The sequence below is a fragment of the Bhargavaea cecembensis genome, from assembly GCF_001619585.1.
In the GTDB taxonomy this organism is placed as follows: domain Bacteria; phylum Bacillota; class Bacilli; order Bacillales_A; family Planococcaceae; genus Bhargavaea; species Bhargavaea cecembensis_A.
On record NZ_LQNT01000011.1, the window covers coordinates 232,573 to 250,935 of the forward strand.

Here is an 18,363-nt window from a genome sequence, read left to right on the forward strand (position 1 = left end):
ATTTTGGTTGATTGGATTCTGATCAGGATGTTGCTGAAGTTGCGAATTACCACATCGGGTGGCCGTCAAAGCCGAGAATCGTCTTGCCGTAGCCGACCATGGCATCTTCATACAGGTGGGTCGGATGGGCGGCGACGGCGATCAGGTCGCGGACAAACCGTTCGGACTGGCCTTCCCTGTAGAGCGCGTTACCGCCGAGGTTGATAATAATGCGGGTCGCCAGTTCCGCGGAGTTTTTCGCGACATATCCACGCATGGCGAAGAGCTGTTCACGCTCTTCCTCTTCGAGGACACGGGTGCCCTCCTCCCGGTAGCCCTGAAGCTTCTCGAGGATTTCGTCCGCGATGTTCTTGAGCGCATTGAATTCCATCTTGATCTCACCGATGTTCCGCTGGCCGCTGCTTCCGTCTTTCTCGTTTTTCTTATTGTTGTAAATCCGGACGCGGCCTTTCGTCTTCTCGATGTAGTCATCGACCAGGCGGTTCAGGCCGCCGATGGCCACCTGCGCGAATCCGGACAGGAAGTAGGCGAGATAAGGGACGTTGAAGATCTGGTAGTCCGGCTCATAGTTGCCGTCCGGAGCGGTCGCGCCCTGGACAACCCGGCTGATCGGGAAGACCATGTGCGGCGCCACATAGGCTTTATCCAGTTTGACGGCGTTGCTGCCGGTTCCCCGGAGGCCGAGCGTATCCCAGTTCTCGATGATTTCCGAGTCGTCTTTGTGAACGATGAACAAACTCAGTTCGGGCTGTTCCCCGTCCCGCATCTTGTGGATGGCACCGAGGGCAATCCAGTCGCACCAGAGCACGCCGCTGCAGAAGTTCCACGTTCCGCTGACGATGTACCCTTCCCCGTCATCCGCGTCCTCGACCTGCCCGACCGGCGCGAACACGTCCGCCATGAGTTCCCCTCTGCCGAAGAGCTTGTCCCGGCCCTCTTTCGGGAGAAATGCCGGCCATGTTTCATGGATGATCGCGAAGTAGGTGATCCATGCGGCAGGCACGCTGTGGTAGGCGACTGTCCGAATGATGTCTCCGAACGTCTTGAAGTCCACTTCCTGGCCGCCATAGGTTTTTGGCCGCATCAGCAGATGGAATTCTGCTTCTTTCATTTTCTCTATGACAACATCGGGCAGTTTACCGTCTTTATCCGACTGCAGGGAATGCTGTTCCGCCAACTCACCGAGTTCTTTCGCTCTGCGCAATAGCTCTTCACGTTCCAAGGGCTTCTGAAGTACATTGGGTTGTCTCATACGTTCCCTCCTTATTTGTAAGCGCTATCAATCGAATAGCTTATGTCATAGTATAGGTTCCGTCCGGGGGTGCGTGTACCTACGTGTTGTACCAATATTCCGATTATTTTCACACGAAATGTACTAAAGCAGTCAGTGACACGGTCTCGTTCATCCATGTATAATCCCCTGCCGAATCTCCCACACTAGGTTCATCTCAGAATCTATTGGAGGAGATCATTTATGACTGTCCAACTGCCGCCGATCCGGAAGGCTGCCGTATATGTCCGTTCCACCTACTGGGGGCGTGCGCCGCTCCATGCTTCTTCCGACGACAACGAAGAGCTCCTCCTCCGCGTGGTCGAGGGGCATTGCGATTATGACTTGTTTTACGAGGCCAGCAGCTACAAGCGGAACGAAGCTGCGATGGAACTGCTGCGGTGGGCCGACATGGGCGAGTTTGACGCGATCGTCACGCGGCACATCCACTCGTTTGGCCTTGGCATCAAGTTCGACTGGGACACGATGATGGGCCTGATGATGGCCCGGGGTATCCGGATCATCACGCCGGAGAAGGTGTATTCGAGAGAAAACCGGAACGACATGACCTACCTGGAATTCATGATGCGAGCGCTACGGGACGAATACGAAATCAAGTTCGGGGCGGAATGGGATCGTGTGACAATGAGCTACCGGCTCATGAAGACGCCGGTGGAGCTCATGAGCTTCTTCGAACAGCCATCCGGTCCGCAGGTGATCGAGTTTCCGAGGGTATCCGGGCGGGATCAACTGCCGGGAGAGCCTTCTTAATTCCCGGGTCGCGGTTTCGTCATACTGGTTTGCAATCTCGTCATTCCCGGCTTCAATTTCGCCATTCGAGCTTACAAGTTCGTCAATCGGGCGAGTGATTTCATCATTCGCGTCACCGGTTTCGTTATTCGATCTCACCAATACCAAAGGGACCATCCGTAGCGGATGGTCCAGGGGGTTTATGCCGGCCGGCCCTCATTCATTAGTAGATGTACGCTACCCCGACGATGATCAGCAGGATGAAGAGGACGACGATCAAGGCGAATCCGCCGCCGTAGTTGGAACCTCCGCCGTAGTTGGAACCTCCGCTCATGTGACCACCTCCCTTCTCTCCCGTATCGTATGCGCGGGAGGAGGGGGGCTGTGGGCTGGATGGTCCCTTTTCTGATTTGCTATATAACGGGCGAGTTGTTCACACTCGGCCGCTGAAGTACACATTGACCCCGGTAGATTACCCATTACTCTTTCATGCTGAAGAACCGGTTAATAAAAGCCCGTAAGTGATAGACCTATTCACTCACTTTTATCCTACATAAGCTACGCATAGGGTTGGCCAGCGCCACCCCAGAAAAAAGAGAAGGAGGTTGAAACAATATGTCAAGATCAAGGTCAATGTGTCAACGACTTGCAGACATTATAGGCGGAGAAGTGGTCACGGACCGTCCCGTTTGTGTGGTCATGAGACTTCGGGACGATATTAGGGCTACGATTCTGGGCCGTCGCACTCGCTCTCCACTGGCCCTTCCGTTTATGCTGTCCTTTGAGGAGAATGGTCTGAACCTCGGTGAGACCGTGATTCTCCAGAGAGAGATCAACCCAATGATGAGAGCCTTACAAAAAAGAGGGATTATCGTGACAGCCGTCCATAACCACTGGCTGTTCGAAGAGCCCCGCCTCATGTATATGCACTGGGAAAATGTCGGGATGAGTCCATCCGAGTTTGCCAGAAGAAGTATTGAAGCCGCAGAAGAAGCGGGACTCTTCCGAGATGATCACTATTGATTTAAAAATGCGCACAGCCTCCAGGGGCTGTGCGCATTCCAATTCTTATGACTCATAAGATACGAATGGTTTCAGTGTTCGTCCGGCATAATGCGCGGAGACCGGGGTTAGATCCAGTTCCCTTGCCCAGACCGAAAGCTGGCCAATGTGATGGATCTCATGTGCGATGAGGTGATGCAGGACCTCGCCCACTGTAAATTTTTCATCATCCCACGGAACACGCACCGCATCCGTTGCTCTTCCCTCTCTATTTTCCTTCAGAAATTCAATAACTTCACTCCTGCATCGGTCAGATAGGGACTGTACTTTCTCAAGTGAATCGTAACCTGCATAGTCGAATACGATATCTTCCTTGCCCTGAATTCCGCGGATCCAACTGTACTCGACGTCAATGATATGAAACAGCGTCTTTAAGAAACTTCCTACCCCGCCGGTCCTGAATCTGATCAGCTCTTCTTCAGGGAGCTGGCTGCACCAGGCAAACCATTCGTCTCTTACCTGCCAGTTATATTCAAAGAAAGGGATCATGTGGATACGCTCCTGTTTTAATGTGTCGTGAACGTACCCCTTCGACCCTGCTGCAGGCTATTCCTCTTCCCGGTACTCCAAAATATCCCCCGGCTGGCAGTCGAGCGCTTTGCAGATGGCTTCCAGTGTCGAGAACCGGACGGCCTTGGCCTTGCCGTTTTTCAGGATGGACAGGTTGGCCATCGTGACGCCGACTTTTTCGGAGAGCTCGGTGACGCTCATTTTTCGCTTGGCGAGCATGACGTCGAGATTGATGATGATTGGCATATGTCTCCCCCTCCTCAGACCGTCAGTTCGTTTTCTTGTTTGATGTCGATTGCCTGTTTCAGCAGCCGCTGGAGCACCGCGGCGAAGACGGCGATCACGAGTGACGCGCTGACGATGACCAGGCCGATCAGGGCAAGACCCGGGGCGTCATCCCATTCGGCGATCATGAAGATGAACGGCAGCGCAATCGTATAAAGACCGCTGATCGTGAAGGCGTAGTTGCGAATTTTCTTCAGCGACACGACCGACAGATCCGAAAACGCTTCGTTGCGGTCGATGTAGCCCAGGAGCTTCAATGCCTGGTAAAGGGCCATATAGAACGGGATAGCCGAAATGTACATGATGGCCATCAGGCCGAGGACGATCGAAGGCAGCTGCATCCCCTCGCCGATATACCCCATTGCTTCCAGGACAATCTTCGGAAGGATCAGTACCGCAATCAGGAGCACCGGGATGCCCATCACGATGACGGCGAGTTTCAAAAGTAATGTAGAACCTTTTTTCATATCGTACACCTCGTTTCATGTTGATGGTCTTACATTCAGACCGTGAATTCATTTTCCACCCGGATGGAGATAGCCTGTTTCAGAAGATGCCCGAGCACCGCTGCAAAAACAGCGATCACAATTGACAGACCGACGACAGCCATGCCGATGACGGAGAGGCCCGGGGCATCTTCCATCCGGGCAATGGCGGCGAATACGGGAAGGCCCAGCGCAAACAGGACGGCGACACTGACAGCACAGCGTCTGATGTTCCTGAGCGCGCGGATGGCCAACTCCGAGAATGCCTCTCTGCGGTCGATCAGGACTAACAGACGCCACGTTTCACGCAGTGCCGTGAAATAAGGCACTGATGATCCGGACAATACGGCAAACAATCCCCATACCACAAACGGCAGCGGCTCCCCGCGAATCAGGGCAAGCGACACTTCAACGCCGAGCTGGAGGACGACAGCGAGTACCGGCAGGCCCATCACCACCAAAGTGAGCTTCAGGAATAACGTGGATCCCCTCTTCATCAAGCGCACCTCTTTCCATTGATTCTTCTCGATTATAGATAAATGTATATCGAATATCAATAAATAATGATTGGAAAACGAAAAACTTTTTTCTCCCCACAAGAAAACGTGCTACACCACGAGCGGGCAGCAGCACGTTTCAGGCTAACTATCGAGTTTACACATTGCGCCACCGAGTGTTCACGTTGGAGCCCTGAGATTACACATTCAGCTCGTGAGTGTTCACGTTGATTAACCCCGTGCACAAATCGCAACAATATTCTCTCCATTTCCTCCTTTCTTTGCAGTATAGTGGAATTAACAGGTTTTCCCTTGGGAGGGATGCGGATGAGGCGGAGTACGCTGTACGGATTGCTGATCGGGGGCATCGGGGTATCTCAGTTCGGCAACTGGATTTATCTGATCGCGCTGAATCTGCTCGTGTTTGATATGACCGGTTCGGCGGCCGCAGTCGCACTCCTTTATGTCATCGGGCCTTCAGCTCGAGTGGTCATGAGTCTGTTCGCGGGATCGGTGATTGACCGCTCCGACAAGAAGCGGCTCATGATCGCCTCCGACGTCATCCGGGGCGTACTCGTCTGCATGATGCCGTTCGCCGGGTCGATTTGGCTTGTCTACCTGCTGGTCTTTCTGACCAACGCGACCGGGACATTTTTCGGTCCGAGTTCAACGTTCGTCATCACGAAACTGGTCCCTGACAATGAACGCAAGCGGTTTAATTCATTCATGGGGATGATGAATTCCGGTGCGTTCCTGATCGGTCCGGCCCTTGCCGGCGTGCTTATCCTGACAGTCGGCACGACATGGACAGTCTTCCTGAACAGCGCCACATTCTTCCTTTGTGCCGTGGCCATCGCGCTTCTGCCCGTGCCCAAGGAAACCGGTGCCCCGTCCGGGCGGTTCGGATGGCGGATGCTCCGGGATGATTTTGGTGAAGTCGCACGCTTTATCCGGTCGGAGCCGTTTTTCTTCCGCATTTATCTGATATTCCAGACCGCTCTTATGTTGGCATTCGCACTGGACTCCCAGGAAGTGACGTTCATCAAGCAGGACCTCGCACTCGATGACCAGAAATACGGGCTGCTCGTGAGCACCGCGGGGGCCGGGTCGCTCATCGGGGCATCGCTTTCCGCTGCATTTGCAAAAAAGCTGTCCCTGCAGGCCTATCTTGGGTTCGGGACGGTGCTGACAATGGCGGCGTATGCGGCATTCTATAGCTCAGCCGGACTTTATACCGCAATGATTGCCTTTATCCTGCTCGGCATCTTCATGGCCTTTAGCAACGCGGGCTACGACACGTTTTATCAGCGGAATGTGCCAACTGCTCTCATGGGCCGAGTAGGCAGCCTCGCAGCGATCTTCCAGAACGTCCTGCAGATTCTCTTCACCCTTCTTCTCGGTATGCTTGCGGAATGGTTCAGCGTGCAGGGGGCAACAATCGGCTTTGCCCTGCTGGCAATCGTGCTTGCCGGTATCCTGTCCATATCGGTGTTTGACCGGAAGAAGGCCGGATACTTTGAGGCGGAAACCGCGTAATCGAAATGAATCAACACCAAAGGGGATGCAGACATGGAGACATTAATCATTAAAGAACTCGAGTCAACCGATGACCTGCTGGCCGCTTTTCCTGTCATGAAGCAATTGCGGACACATCTCGATGAAACCACCTACCTTGACCTTGTTAAAGAAGCACAGGAAAAGGACAGCTACAGGATGTTGGCTCTTCAGGACGGCAACGAAATCATTTCAGTGATTGGCTTTAAACCGATGATTACCCTTTACTACGGCAGATTTGTCTGGGTGTGCGACCTGGTCACCGATCACAACCGCCGCTCCGGCGGATACGGTCAAAAGCTGCTGGATTATGTTCACGGCTGGGCGAAGAAGAACGGCTACACGAGCGTCGCCCTCTCCTCGGGACTCCAGCGGGAGGATGCACACCGTTTCTATGAAGATAAGATGGAGTATGACCGGGTCAGTTACGTGTTCAGGAAGGCACTAGACTGAGGAATAAAGGAGGAACAGTATGAGAACCGCAGATAATCTGGAGAAATACGAAGACCCCGCCGGCTATGATGAGCGGTATGGCGGGTTCGATGCGGACCTCCGTCTGATTCAGGATTGGTTGCCCGCCCCCGGCTCGGCGGTCATCGATCTCGCCTGCGGCACGGGACGGATCACCCTTCCGCTCGCAGAGGCCGGATATGAGGTGACCGGCGTCGACTTACATGAGGGAATGCTCGCGCGTGCGCGGGAAAAAGCTGCGCAACAAGGTCTCTCCGTCCGCTTCCTCCAGCAGGATTGCCGTGCGCTTGACCTCCCCGTTTCCGCTCCCCTCGTTGTCATGGCGGGTAACTCATTCCAGCACTTCCTGACGAATGAGGACCAGGACCGGTTGCTAGAAAGTGTCCGGCGACATCTCAAGCAGGGCGGACGGTTCATCTTCGATACGCGGAACCCCGTGTTCGCGGAACTCGCCGAACCTGACCGGTATGAAGAGATTGTGGACACCGGTGGGCGCCAGATTCGCGAGGAGCATACCGAGACATATGAACCTGTCACGCAGATCCTTCATTGCACGACGGAGCGATTTGCCGAAGACGGGACCCCGCTCGGCCAGGACGGCATCTTGCTCCGCTATACGTATCCGCTCGAACTGCGGCGGCTCCTTCGGCAGCACGGCTTCCAACTGGAAAACATGTACGGTGACTGGAGCGGGCAATCTTTTGAAGCGGAAAGCGGCCAGATGGTGTGTGTCTGCTGGGGAGATGAGCGATGATCATTACCGCCAATCAATGGAAAATCACTCTCGAGCTTCTGTTTTACCTGTCAGCGGTCGCTACGATTGTCTCGGTGTTTGAGCGTCCTTCAGAGTGGGATGCCATTTTTGTGTGGCTCGGCATCGGCATTATCCGGGAAATTATCAACAAGACGATTGGAAAAGACCTCAAAACCGTCTTTGACCACAAAGTCTTCAAATTTTTGGACACTGTCTTGCTGGGTGTACTAGTGGTCGGGGTGTACTGGAACTACCGGGATCTCGGAATCCTTATTTCGACCGGAATCACTGCGCTCCTCACTCTATTAACTTTTCTATTTCGCTTATTTAAGCGGGACGATCCGGCCAGTGAGGATAAGTTTTAAGCTCTGACATCTTGAACACTGATATCTATGTAGGAGGTGAAAAAGTTGAGTAAGGGGCAGCGTTCACTCTTTATTTTTCCGCTCCTTTACTTTTTCCTCGTAACTGTAAGACAGCAGTTTCAGATGGGACTGTCCACCTTGGCAAAAACCTGCCATCTTAATCATTTCTTCAGTCATGCTGCTCCTAGGAATACTCCTATACAACTGGGCTAGTAAGCCGCACCAATGGGGAACCCATAACAGATGAAGAAAATAGACAAGAGGACAGGCAGCCCCTGTCCTCTGTTCTATTCGTCCCACTCTAAGTTTTCTCTCATTAAGGAAATAGGAGAGGGGAAGGAACAGAAGTTGCTACTAATTTTGATCCCTCTTTCTACTTAAATATATAATACTGAATACCGCACTCAAATAAATAATACTCCCCATAAAAGTCATAACGCGATTACCTTGTTCTCCCAATTTATTGCTCGTTATAACTACCATAAAAGCACCAATTACTGTTAAAATTAACAAAAAAACATTTTTCATCATACCAATCCACATTTCAATTATTTTTTTGTAATTACATAATTCTTCTATTGTCTTAAAGAAGATGGGAAGAAAATCTAGTAATAGAGAGGTCTTTATTGTAATCATTCAATTTCAGCATTTAAATTCCTGCCTGCCCAATTGTATGCGGTCCGAATAGGTACGGGAACTTCATCCAACTTAAATGCTACCCTTGGATGTACAACTCCGGTCAATGTTATCATTGCAGTACATCAATTGTTCTTTGGAGGCGAGTGACATGGACAAGCAAGGCCAGGAAAAGTTCATGAGTTTCATCTTGGAGCGGGTACAGGAAGGCAAGGAAGATGAGGCAAAGGCCATTCTGACGGAAAATTTCCGGAAGCAGGATGAGGGCACGTTCTCACAGCAGGAGATCCAGGAGTTCATCCCGAAGATGATCAGCCTCATCAAGCCGGACCGGTTGGATGAAGTACAAGCCGTCGTAAGGAAATTCTCCGGGGATTTTGGCAACAGATGACGTTTGCCCCGTACAGTCCACTGTATGGGTTTCTTCTAATCCTAATCATCAAAAAAACGACCCATTGCAGGTCGTTTTTTCATTTTTCCCCGATGATTAAAAACCGTTTTGAATTTGTCCGGATCCCCTTGTCAGTTCGGTTCGCTTCAATAAAATCATTCAAGATTTTATTGTCATTTTGATCCCGGCCGAAGTCCGGAACAATTGGTGTGTGCTTCAGCAAAAAAAGAAGATCTTCGGATCTTTGATAGTACTCGGTTGCATCATATTCAAATGCCTGAACATGCGAAAAACCTGCTTCATCCAGTTCCCGTATGTATCTTTCCTTCAATGCTCCATCTTCTTCATTGATGGATTGTCCTCGACCAAACGCTTTTTTGATATTCAACTTATCTGATTCACCCACCTGCTGTGTCATAAACCGTCCACTGGTCTTTAAAATCCTAAATACTTCTTTAGAGGAGAATGGAGCGTGACGGCTTGTCACGATATCAAAAAAACCATCCGGGAATCGCAGTTCGTCAGCACGCATTTGAAAGAACCTGACGTTAGACACAGTTGAATTCTTAAGGTTCATTTCGGCTTTCTTAATCATTTCATTGGATAAGTCAATTCCTATTGTGAAAAGCAGTGAAGTTGAAAGCTGCAACAAATTTTCACCACCGCCAGTGCCGATGTCCAACAACACCCCCGTATTGTTACATCTGCTTTTCACCTCTTCATAAAAATCCCATTCAACACCCTCAGATAAAACCTTCAAATCACTAAAATCCCAACCATTTACCTTTCCGACTTTGTCGTAAAAACTCTCATCACGACTCATCTGTATACCCCCTTCACATATAACCCTCCCGCTTCCCTTCTATCATACGGTTCAACAGATCCCTCCACCACTTTGAGGGAGGCAATTCGACAACCTAAAAGGACCATCGAAACCGATGGTCCCTTCGTTCACTCCTACGGCTCGTCCACCTGCATCCCCCGCTCCTTCAGCATCTCAAGCACCTCGAGCGCCGCCTGCTCCTTCATTTTCGCCTCGACCATGATGTCTACGTCCTTCCCGTCCAGTTCGGCGAGCAGCCAGTCGAGGTCTTCGGGCAGAATATAGTTGTGGTGCGGACGGTCGTCAGGGCGGTCACGGCCGGAGCTGATGTGGATTTTCGGGATGCCGACCGGCTCCCACGTTTTCCAGACACGCGGAAGCAACGCGTCAAGGGGCTCGTCCGCCGGATGGCAGCGGTGGTGGTGGATGTCGAAGCAGGCGGGGATGCCGGCCGCTTCGCATACATAGAGGACGTCAGCTAAATTGTATGTCCGGTCGTCATTCTCGTACCGCAGTTTGGTGCGGATCCAGTCCGGGAGCCGTTCCGTCTCCTCGATGAGCCGCTTGAGTGCAGCTCCCGGGTTGCCATACTTCCCGCCGAGATGCAGGATCATGTCCTCGGCCCCGGTCAGTTCCATAAGGGTGGCGTGATGCTCGAGGTCCTCATGTGTCTTTTTGACAATGTCCGGGTTCGGCGAGCTCAGTACCGAATACTGGCCCGGGTGCATCGAGATCCGGAGACCGAAGCGGTCGCGGAGAGACTTGATCTCCGCGCAGACCTCTCGAACATCGGGATCATTCGCCCAGTCCCAGGTATTCACCGGGTGCGTCGCAAGGACGATGAGGTCACTGCTCAGCCGGTAAAACCCGATGCCGTTCACGATGTTCCATCCGATGATCTTCTTCGTCTGACGCAGGTTCTCAAGCGTCAGCTGTTTCAGTGTGTGCTCGCCTTCCCGCTCCGCCGTCGCCACCCGGCATGTGCGGAAACCGCCTTTTAATGTTGTATTAATGCAGGCATAGCCGACTTTCATCCTATTGTCCTCCCGTCCGTTCCTCCGTCTCTTGAATATCTTTACCCCATTCATGGAGTTTTACCGTGGGACGGCGAATCTTTTCAAGGAAGGAAGGGGCAGGCTGACATCACGTTGCTTTTTAGTGTTTATCTCTTCCATGCCGATCATTGATTTCTATAATCAAATCGGTCATGCGGCACATTTAATGAATGCCCATTGATCACTACCGTGTCCGAGTCTGTCCAAACAATCGATGCGGTTTCTTCCCGGCCATCCCAATAAATCGTTTTGGTTTTATTCTCTTTCTCATTAAAGACCAGCTCTCCCCGAATGGCATACGGTGTCGTTGCCCCGTCGTTTGTTATGTACGCTTTAAGCGTGTACGTTCCATCTGGCGAAGTCTCCTCTGTCAGGTATTTCCCCGAAGGAAGCCTGTCCATGTCAAAGAACAGCCAATACACACCGTAGGCAGCCATTCCCACAAACAGCAGTACGATGCCCCCAACAATCTTCAGCACTTTATTAAGTTCATTACCCCTCAGGGATTCTGATCTCATATAACCCTCACACTTCCGTCCTCTTAATACCATTACTTGTTCAATTTCCGATTTGCTCTTATACCACCAAGGATTAAAAGTGCTCCTACGATGAAGAAGACAAACCCTCTGGAAAATCCTAAAATTATAAAGATGATTCCAAGCAGCAGAAAGCTTGCCACAACTGGATTGTTATAGTTGATTTTATTCAAAGCACTTCCTCCAAACTGATGATTCTCCCCTCTGACCGTTTTTAATAAATATTGCTGTCCGATGTGACAGGTTGCGTGTCAGACTGTGTCTGGTTCCATTTTAGCAATTGTGCGGCGACTCATGATACAATGAAGCAGACTGAATTTTCTGCGGAGGCGATAGATATGCGTTTGACTGTTTATTTGGCCGGGGAAATCCATTCATCCTGGCGAGATGAAATCAAAGAGAAAGCGGCTGCCCTGAAACTGCCGATCGACTTTGTCGGACCGCAGGAGAACCATGACCGCTCCGACAACATCGGTGAAGAGATCATCGGCGAACAGCCGGGGCCGTTCTACAAGGACTGGGCGGCATCGAGCTTCAACAACCTGCGCACCGAAGTGCTGATGCAGAAGGCCGACCTCGTTATTGCCCTGTTCGGCGAGAAATACAAGCAGTGGAACACCGCAATGGACGCAAGTGCTGCCGTTGCACTCGGCAAGCCGCTCATCCTTATCCGTCCGGAGCAGCATATCCATGCGCTGAAGGAGCTTTCCCGCAAGGCAAGCGCCACCGTGGAAGACTGCGACCAGGCAATCAAGGCACTGAAGTACATCTTTGACTGAGCGAAGGTCGCCCACTATGGAGAATGAAAACAAATCACTCAGCCCCGCTGACATCTACACCGGCTACTACATCTTCTTTGGTGCTGTGGCGGGAGCGGTACTCGGTCTGTTGGCTTATGTGAAAGACTGGTTGTGATGAAATGAAGGTGCGGGAAGCTGTCTCGGCTGATGCGGCGGGTCTTGCGGAGACGATCGCCAGCGCAGAAGAATCCGGGATGATGCTGTTCGGGCCTGGCGAGCGCCGGCTCTCTCCGGATCAGGTGGAGCAGATGATCGTGAATTTCCTGGGGGACTCCGCTTCCGCCTTGTTCGTCGCGGAAGACACCGGCGGAATCACTGGCTACCTGATTGCACGCGGCGATGACACCGGCCGCACCCGCCACCGCGCCTATGTCGTCATCGGCGTCCATCACCGTGCCCGAGGCAAAGGTGTCGGCACCGCACTTTTCCGAAGGCTCGAAGATTGGGCTCGCGAACGCGGACTCCGGCGCCTAGAGCTGACCGTGATGACAGAAAATGATGCTGCCGTTGCCCTCTACCGGAAGATGGGATTCGAAGTGGAAGGCGTGAAGCGTGACTCGCTCGTCGTCGACGGCAGGTACGCGGATGAATATTACATGGCGAAGATCATTGAATGAGGAAAGCCGTCCGGCAGGTGCCGGACGGCTTCTTTAATGTTGTCTCCAATTTCGTCGTTCCGGACGACAGGTTCGTCATTCGCTTTAAAGACGGCTGTGAATGGCGAAATAATTAGGGCGAATGACGAGATTGGACCTCTGAATGATGTGACCTAATACCTGAATGCCGAAATCGGCAAGTCCCGCTGTCAGCCTCATCGGAATGACGAAATGATTCATCCGATGAAGTGCAACAAGACAGTCACGCCCGACACACAGACACCGGCAATCAGTGCGAATACGAGTGTAACTTTGTACACTTCGGATTCCTTTCCTTGAGAACCCGTCGTGCTCGTTCCCAGTACGACATTGGCAGGAGCGATGACATTGCCGATGGAACCGCCCGTTCCCTGTGCAGCAATGACGAGCGGAAGGGATAAGTCATCCATCGAATCCACGACGGCTCCGTGCAGCGGAGCAAACAGAACGTTGGATGACGTGCTCGATGAGGTCATAAACGCCCCCATCATCCCGATCACGTTCGCGAGAGCCGCATAAACCGCCGGCGTTGATACTTCTGCGATCCCAAGTGCGAGCACACCTGTCTGGCCAGAGCTTTCCATGATCATCGTCATCGTCAGGAAGCCGGTAATCGCAAGAGATGCCCCTAAAGCATTGCCCTTGATTCCTTCCCAGACATTTTTCAGCGTGTCATCCCGGTGCAGGCCCAAGTGTTTGTACCAGAAGAAGGCGAAAACTGCAGACAACAGCAGGTAGAATCCCGGATGGGTAAATGGAGCGATCGGGGAATACGATTCTTCTGCTTCCACTTCAAACCCATAGCCTGTGTCCACCGCCGGAAAAGAAAAGCCGAATTGGACCTGGTCCAAGAAGCTTTGGATCGGCTGGATGCCGAGAAAAACGACGCTGACTACCGTCAGGAAGTAATAGGGCATGAAGGCCTGATGCAGGGAAATATCCGGCTTTTCTTCTTCCTCGGAGCCAGATTCCTCCATAATCTCTGTCTCTTCTTCCGTCTCGGATTTCTCACTGTACTTCTCCCGTTTTGCCAGCAGGAACAGTGCACCCAGAGCCAGTATTCCGGGTATGAAGGCGCTCAATTCAGCATTGAAGCTGACAATTGCCAGCTGTCCGCCTCCATGGATCAGCGAGATCACCAGTACCGCAAGAAGACCTTCCTTGACCCCTTCCCACCGGGCAAACAGCCAGCAGATCATCAGGCCGGCCAGCAGGTTCGGAATCCATAAGAGGATGGCCGTATAAAGGAGCGTCGCAGTCGTATTCTCGATCTCAACTGCGCTCAAGGTCGCAATCCAGCCGACACCAAGTGTGCCAAACATATTGGCCCACGCATGCCCGATCAACGGGATGATCACTGCCGGGATCGGATTAACTCCAATTCCGACAAGAAGCGGTGCGACCACGGCGATCGGAACACCGAATCCGGCCACCCCCTGCAGGAAAGACGCAAACACCCAGCCAAAGCCGAGCACAAGGAACAGTTTATTCTCACTATGATTCTGAATTTCTTCCCGGATGACTTTAAATGATCCGGATTCATCGGTGATATGGTAAAGCATCAATGCAAACCATACGACCAGCAGTATGAAAAAGGCTTCCCACAGTCCTTTGCCGAATCCGACCGCAATGTTGTCCAGCGGCGCCTCGAACATGAAGTAGCTGATGGCTGCTGCAATCGCCATGGCGATCCAGCCGGAAGTGCCGCCTGACCATTTTAAGACGATCATCATGACAAGCAGCAGGATCAGCGGGGAAATCGCCAGTGACCAATGCAGGATATCGACCGGCAAGTTATTGTCCATTATTCATCCCTCCATTGCAGTGAAACTTACTTACCAGCATAAGGCGATTCCGTCCCCACGCGGATCCGCTCCTGCACTATAAATCCCGGTTTTCGGGTCAATCAGGATGCCCTGTGCATGTCCCATAACCTGATCAAAGTTGTCGACCACTTCCACCTCGTGTCCGCGGCCTTTCAATTCTTCGATCACGTCATCCGGGACTCTCCCCTCCAGCTTCAGCGTGGAACTGTCCGCTCCCCACGTTCTTCCATACAGCCAACGCGGTGCTTCAATGGCCTGCTGCATGTCATAGCCGAAATCGATGACTCTGGTCAGCATGGCACACTGGGTCTGGGGCTGCCCTTCCCCGCCCATCGAACCGAACAGCATGAACGGTTTGCCATCCTTTAGCGCCATTCCGGGGATAATGGTGTGGAATGTGCGCTTGTTCGGTTCCAATGAATTGGGGTGTGACGCTTCCAGGCTAAAGTGGGACCCGCGATTATGTATCAAGAAACCGCAGCCCTCCGGCATGAATCCGGATCCGAATTCATGGTAGATGCTCTGAATCAGCGAGATGCAGTTGCCTTCCCGGTCCGCCACACAGAGGTAGGCGGTATCGCGCCCCGGTTTGACATCCGGCAAGTCTTCCAGAGTCTCTGTTGGAAAGGCTTCTTCCCATGAGAAACGTTGATTGACTTCTGCCGAGAACGATTTGGACAGGAGCCGTTCATAGGGGAGGTCGATGGTTTCCGGATCGGTCACCCATTCATCCCTGTAACGGAACTTCAGCTTGGCAGTTTCGGCCAGCAGATGATAATAATCCGCGCTTCCGTCTTGAATCGATTGGAGGTCGTATTTCTCCAGCATGTTCAGCATCATCAAAACGGCAATGCCCTGGGTGTTCAGTTTAACCTGGAAGATATCGTATCCCCTATACGTCGCGGATAAAGGTTCGTCCCACTCAGACGTATGCTTTTCGAAATCTTCCCTGGTCAGCAAACCACCGTACTCTTCCATCGCCTTGATGATCTTGTCTGTGATGGCACCATTGTAAAATGCCTCTTTCCCGTAACGTTGGATCTGTTTTAAAGACCACGCCAAATCAGGCTGAACGAGCTGTTCACCGGGTGAAAGTGGCTGGCCATCTTTTAAATACACCTTTCCCGCTGTCGCAAATTCTCTTAATAAATCAACCTTGTCGGCGATGTAACCGCTCAATTTATCCGTAACCGGAAAACCCTCTTCGGCATAATGAATGGCGTCTTCAAAAAGGGTGGGCCAATCCAGTTTTCCGTACTCATAATGGAGAGCCCACCATCCATCAACCGCCCCGGGAACTGTAATGGCCGCCAAAGGCCCGCGTTCCGGAATGTTGCCATAGTCATTCTCTTTGTAAACGTCCCGGCTCACCCTGTTTCCGGCCCTGCCGCTGCCATTCAGCGATTTGACCTCCCCCTCATTCCGGTCCCGGACCAACGCAAAGAGGTCTCCGCCCAGTCCGGCCATATGCGGGAGTACTACGCAGAGGACGGCATTGGCCGCAATGGCGGCATCCACCGCGTGGCCGCCACGCCTGAGGATATTCTCTCCCGTCTGTGTCGCCAGATAATGGGGCGAAGCAACCGCTCCATTCGTACCACGCGCAACAGGCCTGCCTGTCTCGAATAAAGTCCTATTTTTCTCTACTTTCTCCGGCAAATTACCCCTCCTTATAATTCTTCCTCTAGTTCCTCCTTCCCCCGAGAATTCCGACAAAACTGAAAGAAGTGACATTTAGGTGAACAACTAGCAATATGTCTGGACATTCACCGGGCACAAAAAAACCGCCACGGATGGCGGCATCAATGCTGGTCTTATAGGCGGCTGCTCAAGAAAAACGGCGATACTGTTGCTGGGGGGCCGGACCTTCTGGGTTATGCAAACGTTGGCTTTTATTAAAGATAAGGAAGCCGTCAGGCAAGTGCCGGACGGCCTTTCAATGCTGATCTTCGATTTCGTCATTCCGGACGACAGTTTCGTCATTTGCTTCAAAGACGGTCGCGAATGACGAAATTAATCGGAGGAATGATGAGATTGAGCCGCGGAATGACGAAACCTAAAGCCCGATTGATGAAATCGGAGGGGGATCATCTGTTCCAAAACTCTCACGGCTCAGCGAATAAATCACCTGCTCCTCCCCGAACCGCTCCACCCGTCTTTCCTCTTTCATTCCAATCCGCTCCAGCAATCGGCGGGAAGCCGTGTTGGCGGCCTGAGTTTCTGCGAGCAGCCGTTCCTGCCTCAGGTCACGGAAAGCATGCAGGATGACTTCCTTTGCCGTCTCGGTTCCGAAGCCCCTGCCCCAGTACTCGGGCATGAGCTGATAGGAAATTTCCAGCGCCTCCCCGTCATGGTGAATGTCCAGCGAAATGGTACCGAGAAATGCCCCGTCGTCCTGTTTCCGGATCATCCAGCAACTTTCAGGGTTCTTGAGCATATCCGCGAATGCCCGCTCCACTTGGGCGCCTGTCCTTGTTCCGCCCAGAAAGGCGCGGACCTTCTCGTTCCCATAGAGCAATTGGACGTCATTCAGGTCACCCGCAGCCGGAGGCTCCAATACACAACGTTCGGTTTGCAGTCTCATTCCTGCATCGCTCCTCTGATCTTCTTCTCCAGGAAGTCAAAATTGACTGAAGCCAAGTCAATCTCCGGCTCCGTCCATCCGAAACCGTCTCCTTTGTACCGGGGAACAATGTGCATATGATAATGCTCCACATCTTTGAACGCCCCGTTATTCTGCATGACGGTGATGCCGTCTGTTCCAAAGGCTGACTCAATCGCTCGCGTAGCTTTCTGTGCAGCCAGGATCACCGCCTTCAGGCTTTCCGGATCCACATCGGTGAATTCCTGCGCATGCCGTTTGGGCACGACGAGGACATGGCCCGGATTGATCGGAAACTTATCAAGGAAACAGCAGACGAGGTCGTCCTCATAGATGATGTGCGCCTCCGCTATCCTATTAATGATGTCGCAAAAGATACAGGACGACATGGGCTTTCCCCTTCCCAACTCGTTGTTCTCCGATTTCGTCATTCCCTCTGATAACGGCTGTGAATGACGAGACTGAGCCTCTGAGTGACGAAACCTAAAGCCCGAATCACGAAATCGGCGGTTACCGCAGAATTGCTGTAACTGCTGCCCGGAAGGTTGACTGCTCTCCGATTAACATCTATCCGCTTATCCTGTACAATTGGAGAAAGATGGGAGGTGACCAGGGATGAAACAGAAATGGGTGTGGCACGGCATCGGAGCCGGAATCATCAGCGGCATTGTGCTGGGGGCGTTTTTGTGGGCGGTTGAAGAACAGAGCGGCCGGCGTGTGTATACGCTCCTCATGAATGTCGACTATATACCGGTCGTGAACGCGGTCACCTATCCCGCTCCGATTGAATTCCTCTTCCACCTGATCGTCTCGGTCATTCTCTCGACTGTCCTTTTATGGCTCGTCAGACGGTTGCGGATGCTCGGTTCCCGCATCATCGTCTGGCTTATCACTGTGAATGCCCTGGTCGGTGTCCTGATCTGGCCGGTCACTTCTTTGTCGGAGCGTACACCGGCACCCGACGACTGGGCGTCCTTCGCCTGGTGGCTCGCGGGACATGCCCTATATGGAACAGTACTTGGCTGGATCTTCTGCGATACAGAAGATCAATCCTGA

Annotated in this window: 24 protein-coding genes; 11 read left to right on the forward strand and 13 right to left on the reverse strand. The window is 52.4% G+C overall.

Annotation, left to right across the window (positions count from 1 at the left end):
- Positions 1–46 precede the first annotated feature (46 nt).
- A complete protein-coding gene (locus AV656_RS11800; RefSeq protein WP_063182203.1) occupies positions 47–1,252 on the reverse strand; it encodes an acyl-CoA dehydrogenase in 1,206 nt (401 codons plus the stop codon).
- 222 nt (positions 1,253–1,474) lie between these two features.
- Here AV656_RS11800 and AV656_RS11805 point away from each other — a divergent pair, with 222 nt between their 5' ends.
- Positions 1,475–2,041 (forward strand): hypothetical protein, encoded by a 567-nt coding sequence (locus tag AV656_RS11805; protein WP_063182205.1) that lies wholly within the window; start codon positions 1,475–1,477, stop codon positions 2,039–2,041.
- Between the two features lie 202 nt (positions 2,042–2,243).
- On the opposite strand, the gene AV656_RS16165 is transcribed toward AV656_RS11805, so the two are convergent.
- Positions 2,244–2,354 carry a YjcZ family sporulation protein gene (locus AV656_RS16165; RefSeq protein WP_082818730.1) on the reverse strand — a complete coding sequence of 37 codons (111 nt, stop codon included), beginning with the start codon at positions 2,352–2,354 and terminating at the stop codon, positions 2,244–2,246.
- A 299-nt stretch (positions 2,355–2,653) separates the two neighbouring features.
- Here AV656_RS16165 and AV656_RS11810 point away from each other — a divergent pair, with 299 nt between their 5' ends.
- On the forward strand, positions 2,654–3,043 hold the full coding sequence (locus AV656_RS11810; RefSeq protein ID WP_231877281.1) for a DUF1259 domain-containing protein: 390 nt from the start codon (positions 2,654–2,656) through the stop codon (positions 3,041–3,043).
- 45 nt (positions 3,044–3,088) lie between these two features.
- Here the strand turns inward: AV656_RS11810 and AV656_RS11815 are convergent, their stop codons facing one another.
- The 4 genes from AV656_RS11815 to AV656_RS11830 are packed head-to-tail and all read right to left on the reverse strand — an operon-like array spanning position 3,089 to position 4,859.
- Entirely contained in the window at positions 3,089–3,571 is a 483-nt protein-coding gene (locus AV656_RS11815) for a DinB family protein (RefSeq protein WP_063182209.1), read from the reverse strand.
- Between the two features lie 57 nt (positions 3,572–3,628).
- Positions 3,629–3,838 (reverse strand): helix-turn-helix domain-containing protein, encoded by a 210-nt coding sequence (locus AV656_RS11820; protein ID WP_063182211.1) that lies wholly within the window; start codon positions 3,836–3,838, stop codon positions 3,629–3,631.
- A 14-nt stretch (positions 3,839–3,852) separates the two neighbouring features.
- Positions 3,853–4,344: a DUF2975 domain-containing protein gene (locus tag AV656_RS11825; RefSeq protein WP_063182213.1), complete on the reverse strand. Its 492-nt coding sequence runs from the start codon at positions 4,342–4,344 to the stop codon at positions 3,853–3,855.
- A 35-nt stretch (positions 4,345–4,379) separates the two neighbouring features.
- Complete coding sequence (locus AV656_RS11830) at positions 4,380–4,859, reverse strand: DUF2975 domain-containing protein (RefSeq protein WP_063182215.1); 480 nt, start codon at positions 4,857–4,859, stop codon at positions 4,380–4,382.
- A gap of 327 nt (positions 4,860–5,186) precedes the next feature.
- Here AV656_RS11830 and AV656_RS11835 point away from each other — a divergent pair, with 327 nt between their 5' ends.
- The 5 genes from AV656_RS11835 (at position 5,187) to AV656_RS11860 (ending at position 9,030) form a co-directional block, all read left to right on the forward strand.
- The gene (locus AV656_RS11835; RefSeq protein ID WP_063182217.1) at positions 5,187–6,395 is read left to right on the forward strand and encodes an MFS transporter; all 1,209 of its coding nucleotides are present in this window, start codon (positions 5,187–5,189) and stop codon (positions 6,393–6,395) included.
- A gap of 33 nt (positions 6,396–6,428) precedes the next feature.
- Positions 6,429–6,866, forward strand: a complete 438-nt coding sequence (locus AV656_RS11840; RefSeq protein WP_063182218.1) for a GNAT family N-acetyltransferase — start codon at positions 6,429–6,431, stop codon at positions 6,864–6,866.
- Between the two features lie 19 nt (positions 6,867–6,885).
- On the forward strand, positions 6,886–7,638 hold the full coding sequence (locus AV656_RS11845; protein WP_063182220.1) for a class I SAM-dependent methyltransferase: 753 nt from the start codon (positions 6,886–6,888) through the stop codon (positions 7,636–7,638).
- Positions 7,635–8,003 (forward strand): hypothetical protein, encoded by a 369-nt coding sequence (locus AV656_RS11850; protein ID WP_063182222.1) that lies wholly within the window; start codon positions 7,635–7,637, stop codon positions 8,001–8,003. Before AV656_RS11845 ends, AV656_RS11850 begins: the two co-directional genes overlap by 4 nt.
- 787 nt (positions 8,004–8,790) lie before the next feature.
- The gene (locus AV656_RS11860; RefSeq protein ID WP_063182227.1) at positions 8,791–9,030 is read left to right on the forward strand and encodes a hypothetical protein; all 240 of its coding nucleotides are present in this window, start codon (positions 8,791–8,793) and stop codon (positions 9,028–9,030) included.
- 79 nt (positions 9,031–9,109) lie between these two features.
- On the opposite strand, the gene AV656_RS11865 is transcribed toward AV656_RS11860, so the two are convergent.
- From AV656_RS11865 to AV656_RS11875, 3 genes are all read right to left on the reverse strand, one after another.
- Positions 9,110–9,853: a class I SAM-dependent methyltransferase gene (locus tag AV656_RS11865; RefSeq protein WP_063182229.1), complete on the reverse strand. Its 744-nt coding sequence runs from the start codon at positions 9,851–9,853 to the stop codon at positions 9,110–9,112.
- Positions 9,854–9,987: 134 nt separating this feature from the next.
- On the reverse strand, positions 9,988–10,887 hold the full coding sequence (gene uvsE, locus AV656_RS11870; protein ID WP_063182231.1) for a UV DNA damage repair endonuclease UvsE: 900 nt from the start codon (positions 10,885–10,887) through the stop codon (positions 9,988–9,990).
- Positions 10,888–11,033: 146 nt separating this feature from the next.
- On the reverse strand, positions 11,034–11,426 hold the full coding sequence (locus AV656_RS11875; RefSeq protein ID WP_063182234.1) for a DUF5412 domain-containing protein: 393 nt from the start codon (positions 11,424–11,426) through the stop codon (positions 11,034–11,036).
- Positions 11,427–11,782: 356 nt separating this feature from the next.
- On the opposite strand from AV656_RS11875, the gene AV656_RS11880 reads away from it, so the two are divergent.
- Together AV656_RS11880 and AV656_RS11885 are read left to right on the forward strand one after the other, a co-directional pair.
- On the forward strand, positions 11,783–12,223 hold the full coding sequence (locus AV656_RS11880; protein ID WP_063182236.1) for a YtoQ family protein: 441 nt from the start codon (positions 11,783–11,785) through the stop codon (positions 12,221–12,223).
- A 140-nt stretch (positions 12,224–12,363) separates the two neighbouring features.
- Positions 12,364–12,861 (forward strand): GNAT family N-acetyltransferase, encoded by a 498-nt coding sequence (locus tag AV656_RS11885; protein WP_063182239.1) that lies wholly within the window; start codon positions 12,364–12,366, stop codon positions 12,859–12,861.
- Positions 12,862–13,076: 215 nt separating this feature from the next.
- Here the strand turns inward: AV656_RS11885 and AV656_RS11890 are convergent, their stop codons facing one another.
- The gene (locus tag AV656_RS11890) at positions 13,077–14,684 is read right to left on the reverse strand and encodes an L-lactate permease (protein ID WP_063182241.1); all 1,608 of its coding nucleotides are present in this window, start codon (positions 14,682–14,684) and stop codon (positions 13,077–13,079) included.
- 30 nt (positions 14,685–14,714) lie between these two features.
- Positions 14,715–16,364: a gamma-glutamyltransferase gene (gene ggt, locus AV656_RS11895; protein WP_063182243.1), complete on the reverse strand. Its 1,650-nt coding sequence runs from the start codon at positions 16,362–16,364 to the stop codon at positions 14,715–14,717.
- A 226-nt stretch (positions 16,365–16,590) separates the two neighbouring features.
- On the opposite strand from ggt, the gene AV656_RS16695 reads away from it, so the two are divergent.
- Positions 16,591–16,713: a hypothetical protein gene (locus AV656_RS16695; protein WP_269447389.1), complete on the forward strand. Its 123-nt coding sequence runs from the start codon at positions 16,591–16,593 to the stop codon at positions 16,711–16,713.
- Between the two features lie 48 nt (positions 16,714–16,761).
- Here the strand turns inward: AV656_RS16695 and AV656_RS11900 are convergent, their stop codons facing one another.
- Positions 16,762–17,289 (reverse strand): GNAT family N-acetyltransferase, encoded by a 528-nt coding sequence (locus tag AV656_RS11900; RefSeq protein WP_063182244.1) that lies wholly within the window; start codon positions 17,287–17,289, stop codon positions 16,762–16,764.
- On the reverse strand, positions 17,286–17,696 hold the full coding sequence (locus AV656_RS11905) for an HIT family protein (protein WP_063182245.1): 411 nt from the start codon (positions 17,694–17,696) through the stop codon (positions 17,286–17,288). The genes AV656_RS11900 and AV656_RS11905 overlap by 4 nt, the downstream gene beginning before the upstream one ends.
- Positions 17,697–17,922: 226 nt before the next feature.
- Between AV656_RS11905 and AV656_RS11910 the strand changes: the two genes are divergently transcribed.
- On the forward strand, positions 17,923–18,363 hold the full coding sequence (locus tag AV656_RS11910; RefSeq protein WP_063182246.1) for a hypothetical protein: 441 nt from the start codon (positions 17,923–17,925) through the stop codon (positions 18,361–18,363).